Source organism: Nitrosopumilus sp., from assembly GCF_025698945.1.
Taxonomy (GTDB): domain Archaea; phylum Thermoproteota; class Nitrososphaeria; order Nitrososphaerales; family Nitrosopumilaceae; genus Nitrosopumilus.
This window is the reverse complement of sequence record NZ_JAILWM010000002.1, coordinates 213,033-226,398: the sequence shown is the minus strand read 5'-3', so window position 1 is coordinate 226,398 and position 13,366 is coordinate 213,033. Positions and strand designations below refer to the sequence as shown.

Here is a 13,366-nt window from a genome sequence, read left to right as displayed (position 1 = left end):
CCTAAACAAGCTTTATAAGAACTTGGGAGAGTAAAAAAATTATGAGTGCGCCTACATCCAGTCACGCATACGGTATTGGGGTAATTGCACTAATCATTGGCATGTCAGCTACTGTAGTTTTTTACACTTCATTTTATCTTCCAGAATCCCTTGCAAAACCTTCAGTTGATGAACATATTTTACATCCAGAAAAAGATTTGATAATTCAAATAGTTCCAGGTGCCGTAATCGAGGGAAATGAAAACTATGTTCCAAATAAGGCCGAAGTTTTATTGACAATTAATAATAGAGTGATATGGGAAAACATGGATGATACTGCACATACTGTAACTCCTGATCACAGACATGCCGATGCTTATAGTGGTGACTTTGGGTCTTCTGGTGTTCTCAAACCTGGCGATACATATGAATTTCTATTTACAGAACCACAAGAAGTTCATTACCACTGTCAACCACATCCATGGATGACTGGTTCTTTAATTGTAGAAAAGAGTAGATTCTAGACAGAATATTTTGCAAAAATTATCTGACTTTCAATTTCTTTGTGTTGTTCAATAATTGATGCTCTGAATTTTATCTCATGTTCTTGCTTTGGTTCAAATTGAATTAGTGCAGTAAACTCTGCAGTATTATCAGGCATTACATCTTTGTTGATAAACAATCTTGAAACATTTTGAGAGATATTTTTCCCATTATATGATTTGTAAATAATGTGCTCATTTGAATCAGAAATTTGAGTATTAATTACAACTCCATCATATCTTCCTGGATAAGATACTGAAATTACTCCCTTTATCTCTGTGTTTGGATGAATATCTGTAGAATTTAATTTAAAATCTATATCCTTCACGAGAATACCTAATTAATTTAGAATAAATAATTTTGTTAAACGGGCCCAAAGGGCTTCGATCCCTTGACCATTGGATTAGAAGTCCAACACTCTATCCATGCTGAGCTATAGGCCCAAAAACATAGCAATTAATTGCCATTTTAAGGGTTTACAGCCACTTTTTTTTGTAATTTTCTCTTTCCATTTTGAAGAGAAATTGTTGCGCAAATCCTGCATAGGGGCCAAAATGTTTTACAATTTTTTCATGTAATATTTCATATTGTTTTTCTGTAATGGTTTTTGTCATTATTTTAAATTCATCCAAATAATATTTCTCTAAAATTTTAATCATCCATCTATCTAATGGAAAAGATTCCAGTTTATTTAATGAGAATAATAATACGCAATCAGCCACTTTATTTCCAACACCTGGAATTTTACAAATATGTTTTTTAGCCTCAGAATAGTTTGTTTTTCTTAACTCCTCAAAATCTATTTTTTTTAAAACAACTACTTTTGCAGCTTCTTTGATAAATTTTGCACGATATCCAACTCCGCATTTTTTAATTTCAAAAATTGACGCTTGAGATAATTTTTCGGGTGTTGGAAATAAAAAAAATTCCTTATTGTCAAATTTTATCTTATCTCCAAATCTTGCACAAATACATTCTAAGCTTTGTTTAATTTTTGGAATATTTGAATTTGAAGACACAATAAATGAAATCAAACATTGGAAAGGATCTTGATCCATTAATCTTAAACCAAAATATTTTTTTACGGAATTTTTTGTTACCTTGTCTTTTGAAATTGATTTTATTATTTGGTCTGTGTTGTCTTTATTTCTAAAAAAATCAATGGATTTATTTTGATATGATTTGATTTTACCTAAATTATCAATCCTTAGAACATTTTGTCCATTTACCCCATACCAATAATCCTGATATTTTCTCCAAAGAAAAACTTGGCCACTATTAATTGAAATATCTACATTTATTGTATACTTTTTTTGCATATTATACTGAAATTACATCATTGACTTTCGGAGCGATAGTCTCTAACCCAAATTTCTCATTAATTTCCTTTGCAAATAATTCACATGATTCAGTGTCTCCATGAACAGTACACACTTTAGGATTTCCCTTTATCTGTTTGATCATATCAAATAATTCATTTCTATCGGCATGCCCAGAAAAATCAAATTGTTTTACTTCAGCAGTAACATGAATATCTTTACCCCGTGAGGAAACTTTTCCAGTTTCAAGTAATTTTCTTCCAGGAGTTCCTTCTCCTTGGTACGAGACAAGAGCAATTCCGTTTTTATCATCAAATGAAAGTTGTTGTAAATAATACACTGCATTTCCTCCCACTAACATTCCTGCAGGTGAAATTACAACACATGGCTCTTCCATTGCATGTTTCCTTTCATTATGTTCTCTGATTGATACAGCACTTTTGATTGCTTCTGAGAAAACTTTAGGATCTCGTAAATAATCTGGATGTCTAAACATTATCTCGTTTACTTTTAATGCCATTCCATCCATGATGATTTTATGTTTAAAGTTAGCACTCTTTAAAATACATGCAATTTCTTGAGAGCGTTCAACTGAAAAAGATGGAATAAACAGTGTTCCTTTTCTATCCATTACCTCATTTGCAAATTCAATTAATTCCCTTTCAGTTTCTTTTCTAGGTCTTTGCTCAGTCATTGCATAAGTACTCTCAGTAATTAGCAAGTCAATCTCACCAATATCCAAATCCATCTCTCGAAGCATTCGTGAACCATTTGTCTTTATATCACCTGTATAGAATAGACGCTTTTTTTCAGATTCCACTAATACTGTACTTCCACCAATCACATGTCCTGACTCTCTTAATTCAAAAGTTGCATTTCCTTTGGTAATTTTTTCTTTAAAACCAATTTCTTTGGCATTTTTCATCATATTATTTAGTTCAGGAATATCAAATGGGTGTGAATTTTTTTCAATTTTTAGCATGTCTTCAATTAATAATTTTGATAAATCAAAGGTTGGTGGAGTTGCATAGACATCAGTATTTCCACTTACAAAAAGTGATGGTACATTTCCTGAATGATCAAGATGTGCATGTGTGATAATTATTGCATCCAAATCCTTTGGTTTTACATGAACAGGATATTGGGGTGGTGTTCCTCTTCTTCCAAATAATACTCCATAATCAAGTAACAGGTTAGTTCCATTGCAATCAACTAAAAAACCAGATCTGCCAACTTCATTTGCAGCTCCTAAAACTTTAACATTCAAGAATTAAAGTGAATTTAAGACGACGTTAAAACCTTCTTAGCATTAGACCGATCATTATGCCTGTTATGGAATCTACAAAAGCTTTAATTAGTGTAAGCTAAGATCCGATCCTCATGGGAAGAAGCTTCCAAGAATGGTTAGGACAACAAGATCAAGCCGTCGTCGCTAAAACACGTGCAGGTGACGAAGCAAACAAACCACTCCTAAACCAAATTAACTGGATTTGGGTTAACAATCTGATGAATCAGAAAGCAGACCTAAATCCTTCTTCTGCTGAATTACTTGACTGGGTTACTTCTGGTCAAATAGACGCAATGAGAAAATAAACGTGTAAAACACGTTATCTTTTTGTTTTTTAGATTTTCGAATCTAAATTCTGCGCATATTTTTTCATAGATCTATTTCATAACAGGGTTATGAATTTCAATCATGGTTTAAATAGTCTCCAAGCCATCTTGTAATTGTAATGCCAATAGCAATACTTCCAGACATTGATGAACAAAGATGTATCGGATGTGCACTATGTGTAGAAATCTGTACAACTCTTGGTCCAGATGTCCTTAGAGTAAAACCTGTTGAAGGCTGGAAGAGAGGTAAAGCATTTGTTTTCTATCCAGAAAGATGTATTTCTGATGGTGCATGCATAGGTGTATGCCCAACAAAGTCAATCTTTTGGATGAGACCAATGAATTACACCGCTGGACAACCAGTACCTCTTCACAAAAACGGTATCTTCATCAAAGGTTGGGCAGAAGACGCAGCACTATAAGCTGAATCTTTTAGCACATTCTTTTTTCTTATTTTTAATTATACAAATGATTTTTTCTTAATTTTTTTTGGTAGAGTTTTTACAAAATGTTTTACAAATTCATCTTTTCTGTCATAATGTATCTCTTCAAATTTGTTTTTATCAAAGAAATTTTTCCAAGTATTCTCAAATACTGAGAATTCTTTTGGGTCAAAATCAATTCTGGCAGTCTCATGATGTGCTGCAGGAAAAATATCTGAAATCTCTATTGGAATCAATCCTAAAACTGGATTGTATTGACAAACTTGGAAAGACTCAAAATCTTTGATTTTTCTTTTTAATCCCACGTATTGATGTGATAGATATGCTGGCTTTGTGCTGCTCTCACTGGTAATGATTATTCTTTTTTTCTTTGATTTGAATTCTCTGACAATATTGTGATATGATTGAACCTCTGGACGGAATTGATCCTCTTTTCCATAAAGAAAAATTGCTTTTTCTTTAAATTTTGGTGTAGTTATACTTAGAAATTCATAATTTTTGGTCATTACTTCAACCATTTCAAATAATTTGGGATGGGCCCTTGCCTTTTTCATTACATACTCCCATAATCTTCCCTCATGAATTGCCTGTTTTACCCTGTCAACTTCAAGTTTTATTGAATACAAATTATGAATCGCTAACTGATTGATTTTATCAGTTGACTCAAGCTGACGTAACTCATCTGGAGTGTATTTTGAGCAGACTTCACAATTGCATGGGAAAGTGGAAATATCTGATAAATAACGAGTACCATCATCAGTTATGTATCGTAATTGCTTTGCATAAAGCATGTATGATGCTGAATCAAAAGTATCACAACCCAAAGCCACGGCAAAAGGAATGGTTAGTGGATGTCCTGCTCCAAACAGATGCAATGGAATAGAATGAGGCATATTCTTTTTTGCAGCCACTATCATCTGAGCCAACAATCTATACTCATATGATTCCATAAATTCAACTGGACTTCCCAAAGCTAACATTTCAAATCCAATGTCTACTAGACTCTTTGTTGATTTTGCAACTAGTTCAAAATGTTCTCCGCCCTGAATCGGACCAATCCATATCTGACCATTATTCTCTTTTTCATCAAGGGTTTGTTTTGAAACTTTGAGAGTGTGTTTTACATACGCTTCTGCTTTTTTAATTGGTAAGCCAAATCCTGTTGGTTTGTCAAGTGGGATTGCAAAATCCGTTAAAATCCCTTTCTCAAAATTTGCCATCTCTGGTGGCAAAACTTTTAGATCTCCATATTCTAAAACCTGGTAACCACCTGAATCTGTCATGATTGCTCCGTCAAAATCTATGATTTTGTGAATTCCTTTTTTAATTGCATCATCTCCATAATTATTTTTTGTAATGTATGCATTGGTAATTACTAGATCAAAACCCATATCTCGAATTTTCTTTGATGGGATGGTTTGTTTTACTGGGTGAATTACAGGAACATAAGCTGGTGTCTCAATCTTTCCATGGTTAGTGTAAAGAGTTCCTATCCTTCCAGCTAAATCTGTCTTTGATATTTCAAACAAGTGATCTTCCAAAATATAAGACGTTATTTAATCAATCATCAAAAAATTTTTTAAAATCATTATTTTTTGTTACTAAATCAAGCCAATCGACTTCCTCCGTTTGAGTATCGCCTGAAATAACATTGATGGCTTTTTCTGTTACCTCCTGAATGCTTTTTTCACTCGTATCTATTTGAAATGCTTTCTCTTGAAATTCTCTGATTGTATCATGGGTGATAATGCCTAAAATTTCACTACCCGTGTTTTCCTTACTTTTTTTATCATTATACTTTCTTTGTTTATACACATCGAGAAGTTCATAGGGATTTCTTCTCAGAATAATTATTTTTTCCACTTGATTTTTTTCTAGAACATATGGAGCTAAATGTCCTATGATTAGGCTATTTTTAGATATTTTTTCTTTAAGGACTTTTTTTAGTTTTTCAGTATCTACATCATTAGTATTTTGATTTACTTCAAATAATCCTGAATCTTTTGCTATTTTGTTGATGTCAATTACATTTAGATTGAATTTCTGAGCAATTTTATCTGAAATACTATGTTTTCCCACTCCAGGATTTCCAGTAATTGCAATTGACATTAACTAAAAACTGTATAATCAACATTAAACGATTTCTGCAATACTAATAAGTAGAATTGAATTTTTGAGAATATTGCAAATTGGACTATTGGGTAAAGCAAATGTTGGAAAATCTACTTTTTTCTCAGCTGCAACTGAAACACCTGTAGCGTCAGGAAATTTTCCATTTACTACAATTGAACCAAACATTGGTGTGGCTTATGTTCAGTCTGATTGTGCTTGCAAACATTTTGGAATAAAACATGAAAATCCATTATGTGTTAATGGGACTAGATTTATTCCAGTCAAACTAATTGATGTTGCTGGATTAGTTCCTGGTGCACATGAAGGAAAAGGACTAGGAAATCAATTCCTTGATGACGCAAGACAAGCTGAAGTTTTGATACATGTTGTAGATATTGCAGGAACAACTGATATCCAAGGACAACCAATTCCAGTAGGAACCCATGATCCTCTAGAGGACGTTGCATTTGTTCAAGATGAATTTGATCAATGGTTTGCAGATATTTTAAAGCGAGAATGGGATAAGATTACAAGAGAAATTGATCAAAAGCGTGCAAAACTAACTGATGGAATTGCAAAGCGATTCACTGGATTAGGCATAAAGGACTATCAAGTACAAGAAATTTTACAAAGACAGGGTCTAATCTCAAAAAACCCAAAAGATTGGCAAGATGAAGACATTCAAAGATTTGTAAAGGAATTAAGAAAGAGTACTAAACCCATGATTATTGCAGCAAATAAAGCAGATTTATGTAAAGATTTTGAAGTAATTAAAAAAATTCCAGAAATCACAATTCCTTGTAGTGCTGAAACTGAACTCCTTTTACGTAAAGCAGCAAAAGCAGGAATCATACACTACTCACCAGGGGATGAAGATTTTGATATTGTTCAAGGAAAAGAAATTCCACCTCCTCAGCAAAAAGCACTTGAATTGGTAAAGTCTGTATTAACAAAAATTTCTTCTACTGGCATTCAAAAAATTCTAAATACTGCTGTATTTGATTCTCTTAAATTTATTGTAGTCTATCCTGTAGAGGATGAAACTAAACTAACAAACAAAGATGGAGAAATTTTACCTGACACCAAATTAATCCCACAAGATTCTACTGCAAAAGATTTGGCAGGTTTGATTCATGCTGATATTGCAAAGGGATTTTTGCATGCTATTGATTGTAAAACAAAACAACGAATCAGTGGAGAGCAAAAACTCAAAAATGGCGATGTTATCAAAATTGTATCTACATTAAGTAGGGGATAACATGCTTGGTCTGGGAATTGAAAGTACTGCTCACACATTCTCTTGTGCAATTATAGAAAAAAAAGGCAAGAAAGGCAAGATTCTCTCTGATATAAAAAAAATTTATCGCCCAGATGATGGAGAAGGGATTCATCCAAGAGAGGCATCACGCCATCATATCGAAAACAGCTCAATTGTTCTATCTGAATGTCTAAAAGAAGCAAATACTACAATCAAGGACTTGGACATTATTTCATATGCTGCAGGTCCAGGTCTTGGTCCTTGTTTACGAGTGGGTGCAGTAGTAGCAAGATCTCTATCTTCATTTTATAAAATTCCGATTTATCCTGTCAATCATGCAATTGGACATATTGAATTAGGAAAATTACTTACTGGAGCTACGAATCCTCTTGTTCTTTTAGTTTCAGGTGGTCATACAATGTTGCTAGCATTTCTAAACAAGCAGTGGCGAGTTTTTGGAGAAACTCTGGACATTACTTTAGGTCAACTACTTGATCAATTTGGTCGCTCTCTTGGATTTGCTTCACCATGTGGTAAAAATATTGAAGACTTGGCATCTTTATCTTCAAATTATATTGTTTTGCCATATTCAGTTAAGGGAAATGATGTTTCATTTTCAGGACTATTATCTGCAACAAAATCTATTGCAAAAAAAAGCAAGAATGATGCATGTTATTCCCTTCAAGAAACAGCTTTTGCGATGATAAGTGAAACTGTTGAGAGAGCCCTGTCATTTACTGGAAAAAAAGAATTGATGATTGTTGGTGGAGTTGCTGCTAACAAAAGATTATCTGAAATGCTTCAAGATGTATGTAAAAGACACAATTGCAAATTTTATGTGGTGCCTTTAAAATATTCAGGTGATTGTGGAAGTCAAATTTGCTGGACTGGTCTATTAGAATCTCAGGTTAAGCGTGGAGTAAATCTCAAAGATACTTTTGTTACACAATCATGGAGATTAGACTCTGTTAAAGTAGATTATTGATTTTTAAATTCACTTATTGCGTTTTCAATGCTCTTCAACCATCCTTTAGTATTAAAAACTCCAAACTTGAAGATTTGTTCACCATTATCGGTTTTTGCAGTAAAACACACTTTTTTGATTAGTAATCCTTCTTTCCAAGTTTTAGTAACATTCTCTAGCGAAACATCAATTACTGTATCACCAAATTGTTTAGAAAAGTCCATCATTCTAGATCTTGTTTTATCAAATGCTAATCTCTTATTTGTTAATGTAAGAATTCCTGCACCTAGATTATCCTCATTACAATCTTCTTGCTTGATCTTCTTTTCTCCCTCATCCATGGTTAATTTTTATTGAATTCCTATAGATATAATGTTAATGAAATTAATCAAAAAAGGAGCAGAAGCTGACATTTATCAAACTTTTTGGCAAGACTCTAAAGCCATTCTAAAAATTCGAAAGATTAAGAACTATCGTAATGATTCTCTTGATTCAAAAATCAGAAAGCAAAGAACAATTAAAGAATCTCAAATGTTATCTCATGTAAAATCATTTGGCATTCCATCACCTATGGTTTATTTTGTAAATATGAATAATACTTCAATAACAATGCAAGAAATTCCTGGTAAACCCGTTCATGATTTATCTGAATCAAAAATAATTGAATTATCAAAACAAATTGGAAAATTGGTTGGATTGCTACATAAAAATGGAATAATGCATGGTGATCTAACCACATCAAATTTTATTTTATTTCAAAATATTGTATATGTTATTGATTTTGGTCTATCACAAAATACTATAAAACCTGAAGACCACGCAGTTGATTTAAGATTAATTAAAGAAATTCTAAACAGCGCTCATGCTAAAATTATGATTCCTGCCTGGAAAAATTTCCTTTTAGGATACAAATCTGTAGTAGGAAATGAGTATTATATAAAAATCCTAAATTTGGTCTCAGATATTGAGAGTCGTGGAAGATATGCAACAGTTGTTTGATATTTACTTTGTATCGTCTAATAAACACAAATACCAAGAAGTCAAAAAAATTCTCAATACATTTGGAATTGAAATTGGATTTTTCAAAACTGAACTAGAGGAAATTCAATCAAATTCCTTGAAAGATATTGCAAAGAAAAAAGCTAAAGATGCTTTTTCAAAATGTAAAAAGCCTTTGATTATTGAAGATGATGGACTTTTTATTGATTCTCTGTCTGGATTTCCTGGTCCATACTCATCATATGTTTTTCAAACTATTGGTAATGTTGGAATTCTTAATTTGTTAAAAAATAATAGAAAAGCAAAGTTTGAATCAATAATTACTTTTTGTGATAAAAAAAATTTACAATCATTTAACGCAAAGATTAGTGGAACAATTTCTAAATCCCTAAAAGGAAAAGGCTGGGGATATGATCCAATCTTTACACCAATAAATTCTTCTAAAACTTTTGCTGAATTAAAAAATAAAAATCAATTATCTCATAGATACAAAGCACTAAAAAAATTTTCTAAATGGTATTTAGATAGGCAGGAATCCAACGATCTATAAATCGTTCTTTATTTTGTAATACACAAATTCTTGATACAAAACTTTCATCCATGATTGAAAATATTTTACTTTGTTTGATAATTTCTTCACTGAATTGTTTTACTTCTTCCATTTCTAACATGTTTGAATGCTCTAGTCTGTTAGTTGAACGACCAATATGCATGTAAGATTTTATCTCAATGAAATGTGGACTAGATTTTTTAAACATTTCTGCAAAGGCTGGAATCATTTCCTTTTGTGTGTTAAAGTCTCGAATTAGAGTAATTCGTAGAACTGTTCTGGTATTCAAATTCTTTAACATATCAAGAGTTCTGTTCCATCTTTCCCATGAGTCATCATATTTTGGTTTGTTAATTCTTAAAAATGACTCATAATCTGCAGCATTAGTTGATAGATACAATTGTGTAGGTAATGCATCCTCATCTTGTAACCTTTGAATCATGTCTGGCTCTTGTCCGTTTGTTACAAGAAATATTGATTTTGTTGCTTCAAGTGATTTTAGATATTTTATTAGCTCAGGTAGTTTTGGATACATAGTTGGCTCCCCAGAAAGTGAAATGGCATAGTGACTTGGTAGCAATGATTCATCTAATCTTTGTTTATCGTTTCTAGAATCACCATAATATCCATTGATTAGTTTTTTTCTTTCAGCCATTAATTTAATTAGGATATCTTTTGGTTCTGCAACTTGTTCAGCATCCATTTTTAGAGAATCATAAAACTCCATTGGTCTCCAACAATACACACAACGATTTTCACAATGCATACCTGCTGGAGAAAACTCCATACATCTATGAGTTGAAATTCCATAGAATTTGTGTTTGTAACAACTTCCTTCATGCTTGAAAGATTTTTTCGTCCAATGACAAAGCTCGACTGTTGAATGATCTGCAACACCATACTTTGCTTTTTTTAATTGCTCAGATATTGTTGGTTTGATCTGAATTAGGTGATCATCCTCTTCAATTGTTTCTCCAGAACAACTCATATGTTCAAATCTTGATCTCATTTACTTAAATTGATCGAGATTTTTGTCCATCATGGAATTTTTTACTAAATCTTCAAAGATTTTTAGCTGATTCTAGAGTGAGGTTTAATAACTGGATCCTCGACGTATTTTTAGGCATTGAAAAAAATACATATTTTACCATTTCTAGTCTTGCTTGTTACTACTTTAACCAGCATTCCTCTAAGTCCAGCTTTTGCTGAAATTGACTTGGATCGAGATGGCGTTGATGATTCAATTGACTTATGTCCAAATCTTCAAGAAGATTATGAGAGTGCAATAGATGGATGCCCATCAAATTTTGTTCCATGGTATGATGAGGACTTTGATGGAATTCCAGATCATTTAGATCAATGCCCAAATCTTAAAGAGCGTTACAATAAGTTCCAAGATGAGGATGGTTGTCCTGATTTATCTCCATCTGGTGGAAAAGGTGGATTGCCTGATTCTGACGGTGATGGTATAGTTGACTTGGTAGATAATTGTCCAAATCAACCAGAAACATTCAATGGTATTTTAGACACTGATGGTTGTCCTGATACTTTTGGTGCCGGTGATAGAGATAGAGATGGAGTTCCAGATAACTTAGACAAATGTCCTCTAAGTGCTGAGACTTACAATAGATTCCAAGATCAAGACGGCTGTCCTGATAATGCAACAGATTCTTCTTTTATTGATTCAGATAATGATGGTTTACAAGATAAAATTGATTTATGTCCAAATGAACCCGAAGTGTTTAATGGTTATAGGGATACAGACGGCTGTCCTGATGTCGTTTTAGATACTACATTTAATGATAAAGATGGTGATGGTATTGATGACAAATTTGATATTTGTCCAAATGAACCAGAAACTTTCAATAGATTCGCAGATTATGACGGTTGTCCTGATTCAGCTCCTTCTTTTGATGGAGTACTAGATGATACTGATGGTGACAGAATTAAAGATGTTAATGATGTATGTCCACTTGAACCAGAAAGATATAATGGATTCCAAGATGATGACGGCTGTCCTGATATTCCTCCATATTCAAGTGATGTTGATTCAGACCTAGATGGAATTCCAAACAGTATTGATCAATGTCCACAAGTAAAAGAAACTTACAATAGATTCCAAGATCAAGACGGTTGTCCTGACTTTGTAACAAGTGATAAAGGAATTCCTGATACTGATGGAGACGGAATAAATGATTTTGCAGATTTATGTCCAAATCAACCAGAAACTTTCAATGGCATTTTTGATAGAGACGGCTGTCCAGATTCTGCATCCACTCAAGATAGAGATAGAGATGGTGTTCCTGATGAATTAGATAAATGTCCACTTAACCCTGAAACTTATAATGGATTCCAAGATGATGACGGCTGTCCAGACGGTGTCTCTGGATTATCTAATGCCGACTTTGATGGTGATGGAATAATTGATTTGAATGATAAATGCCCTCTTGAACCAGAAACAGTTAATGGATATCAAGATCAAGACGGTTGTCCAGATCTTGCAGTTTTAGATTCTGACGGTGATGGTATTCGAGATGAATTAGATCAATGTCCAACTGAAGCTGAAACATGGAATAGATATCAAGATCAAGACGGTTGCCCAGACAATCCATCTGAATTTGATTCTGACTTTGATGGTATTTTAGATGGAGTAGATCAATGTCCACTTGAGAGAGAAAGATATAATGGATTCGAAGATGATGATGGTTGCCCAGATTATCCAGATTATGTAACTAGTTTAGATTCAGACTATGATGGAATTCCTGATAAAACTGATCAATGCCCAAATTCACCTGAAACTTATAATAAATTCCAAGACTTGGATGGATGTCCTGATAATATAGCAGATAACAAAGGAATGCCAGATTCAGATGGTGATGGAATTAATGATTATAATGATCACTGTCCAAATCAACCAGAAACATTCAATGGAATTCTAGATAGAGACGGCTGTCCTGATAGTTATATTCCATCTAATGACCGTGATAGAGATGGAATTCCTGATGCAATAGATGCATGTCCAACTGTAAAAGAGACTTACAATAGATTCCAAGATGATGATGGTTGTCCCGATACCATTACAACATCATTTGTGATTGATTCAGATAATGACGGAATTAATGATATTGATGATGATTGTCCACTAGTTGCTGAAAACTATAATGGATTCCAAGATGAAGACGGTTGCCCTGATGTTGATGATACACAACCTGACTCTGACGGTGACGGTGTTCCAGATGTAATGGATATGTGTCCTACCCAAAACGAAACATGGAATCGATTTGCAGATTATGACGGTTGTTCTGATACAGTACCTACAGGAAATCTAAGAGTTGATACTGATGGCGATGGAATATTTGATGATAATGACTTGTGTCCAAATGAAAAAGAAACTTGGAACAAATATTCTGATTCAGATGGTTGTCCTGATATATCTCCAGAGCAATCAAGATACAAACATGATGCTGACTTAGATGATATTATCAATGAATATGATCTATGTCCACTAGAGCCTGAGACTTACAATAATTATCAAGATTCAGATGGTTGTCCCGACACAGCACCTGGACAATAGGAGTATCTGGA

The 13,366-nt window shown here is 33.2% G+C and carries 15 protein-coding genes and 1 tRNA gene; 8 read left to right on the top strand and 8 right to left on the bottom strand.

The window, feature by feature from the left end; all coding sequences use genetic code 11:
* Window positions 1-41 precede the first annotated feature (41 nt).
* Window positions 42-503: a plastocyanin/azurin family copper-binding protein gene (locus K5790_RS06590; protein WP_297593492.1), complete on the top strand. Its 462-nt coding sequence runs from the start codon at window positions 42-44 to the stop codon at window positions 501-503.
* Here the strand turns inward: K5790_RS06590 and K5790_RS06585 are convergent.
* The 4 genes from K5790_RS06585 to K5790_RS06570 form a co-directional block, all read right to left on the bottom strand.
* Window positions 500-850 carry a hypothetical protein gene (locus K5790_RS06585; RefSeq protein ID WP_297593490.1) on the bottom strand — a complete coding sequence of 117 codons (351 nt, stop codon included), beginning with the start codon at window positions 848-850 and terminating at the stop codon, window positions 500-502. The two genes, K5790_RS06590 and K5790_RS06585, sit on opposite strands and share 4 nt — an antisense overlap.
* A gap of 40 nt (window positions 851-890) precedes the next feature.
* Window positions 891-965: transfer RNA gene (locus tag K5790_RS06580), tRNA-Arg, on the bottom strand.
* Between the two features lie 33 nt (window positions 966-998).
* A complete protein-coding gene (locus tag K5790_RS06575; RefSeq protein WP_297593488.1) occupies window positions 999-1,841 on the bottom strand; it encodes a DNA glycosylase in 843 nt (280 codons plus the stop codon).
* A 1-nt stretch (window position 1,842) separates the two neighbouring features.
* Window positions 1,843-3,108 carry an MBL fold metallo-hydrolase gene (locus K5790_RS06570; RefSeq protein WP_297593486.1) on the bottom strand — a complete coding sequence of 422 codons (1,266 nt, stop codon included), beginning with the start codon at window positions 3,106-3,108 and terminating at the stop codon, window positions 1,843-1,845.
* Between the two features lie 113 nt (window positions 3,109-3,221).
* On the opposite strand from K5790_RS06570, the gene K5790_RS06565 reads away from it, so the two are divergent.
* Together K5790_RS06565 and K5790_RS06560 are read left to right on the top strand one after the other, a co-directional pair.
* Window positions 3,222-3,434, top strand: coding sequence for a hypothetical protein (locus tag K5790_RS06565; RefSeq protein ID WP_012215921.1), 213 nt, complete (start codon window positions 3,222-3,224; stop codon window positions 3,432-3,434).
* Window positions 3,435-3,574: 140 nt separating this feature from the next.
* The gene (locus K5790_RS06560) at window positions 3,575-3,877 is read left to right on the top strand and encodes an ATP-binding protein (protein WP_007403030.1); all 303 of its coding nucleotides are present in this window, start codon (window positions 3,575-3,577) and stop codon (window positions 3,875-3,877) included.
* A gap of 38 nt (window positions 3,878-3,915) precedes the next feature.
* On the opposite strand, the gene tgtA is transcribed toward K5790_RS06560, so the two are convergent.
* Window positions 3,916-5,427, bottom strand: a complete 1,512-nt coding sequence (gene tgtA / locus K5790_RS06555) for a tRNA guanosine(15) transglycosylase TgtA (RefSeq protein ID WP_297593484.1) — start codon at window positions 5,425-5,427, stop codon at window positions 3,916-3,918.
* 31 nt (window positions 5,428-5,458) lie between these two features.
* Window positions 5,459-6,007, bottom strand: coding sequence for an AAA family ATPase (locus K5790_RS06550; protein WP_297593482.1), 549 nt, complete (start codon window positions 6,005-6,007; stop codon window positions 5,459-5,461).
* A gap of 73 nt (window positions 6,008-6,080) precedes the next feature.
* Here K5790_RS06550 and K5790_RS06545 point away from each other — a divergent pair, with 73 nt between their 5' ends.
* Entirely contained in the window at window positions 6,081-7,268 is a 1,188-nt protein-coding gene (locus K5790_RS06545) for a redox-regulated ATPase YchF (protein ID WP_297593480.1), read from the top strand.
* A gap of 1 nt (window position 7,269) precedes the next feature.
* Window positions 7,270-8,253, top strand: coding sequence for a KEOPS complex N(6)-L-threonylcarbamoyladenine synthase Kae1 (kae1, locus tag K5790_RS06540; RefSeq protein ID WP_297593478.1), 984 nt, complete (start codon window positions 7,270-7,272; stop codon window positions 8,251-8,253).
* On the opposite strand, the gene K5790_RS06535 is transcribed toward kae1, so the two are convergent.
* Window positions 8,247-8,573, bottom strand: coding sequence for a hypothetical protein (locus K5790_RS06535; protein WP_297593476.1), 327 nt, complete (start codon window positions 8,571-8,573; stop codon window positions 8,247-8,249). The genes kae1 and K5790_RS06535 overlap by 7 nt on opposite strands.
* Window positions 8,574-8,610: 37 nt before the next feature.
* On the opposite strand from K5790_RS06535, the gene K5790_RS06530 reads away from it, so the two are divergent.
* Both K5790_RS06530 and rdgB read left to right on the top strand, forming a co-directional pair.
* Window positions 8,611-9,231 carry a KEOPS complex kinase/ATPase Bud32 gene (locus K5790_RS06530; RefSeq protein WP_297593474.1) on the top strand — a complete coding sequence of 207 codons (621 nt, stop codon included), beginning with the start codon at window positions 8,611-8,613 and terminating at the stop codon, window positions 9,229-9,231.
* The gene (rdgB, locus tag K5790_RS06525; RefSeq protein ID WP_297593541.1) at window positions 9,215-9,781 is read left to right on the top strand and encodes an RdgB/HAM1 family non-canonical purine NTP pyrophosphatase; all 567 of its coding nucleotides are present in this window, start codon (window positions 9,215-9,217) and stop codon (window positions 9,779-9,781) included. The genes K5790_RS06530 and rdgB overlap by 17 nt, the downstream gene beginning before the upstream one ends.
* Here rdgB and twy1 read toward each other — a convergent pair.
* The gene (gene twy1, locus K5790_RS06520) at window positions 9,741-10,769 is read right to left on the bottom strand and encodes a 4-demethylwyosine synthase TYW1 (RefSeq protein WP_297593472.1); all 1,029 of its coding nucleotides are present in this window, start codon (window positions 10,767-10,769) and stop codon (window positions 9,741-9,743) included. The two genes, rdgB and twy1, sit on opposite strands and share 41 nt — an antisense overlap.
* Window positions 10,770-10,964: 195 nt before the next feature.
* Between twy1 and K5790_RS06515 the strand changes: the two genes are divergently transcribed.
* Complete coding sequence (locus K5790_RS06515; RefSeq protein ID WP_297593539.1) at window positions 10,965-13,355, top strand: thrombospondin type 3 repeat-containing protein; 2,391 nt, start codon at window positions 10,965-10,967, stop codon at window positions 13,353-13,355.
* Window positions 13,356-13,366: the final 11 nt, after the last annotated feature.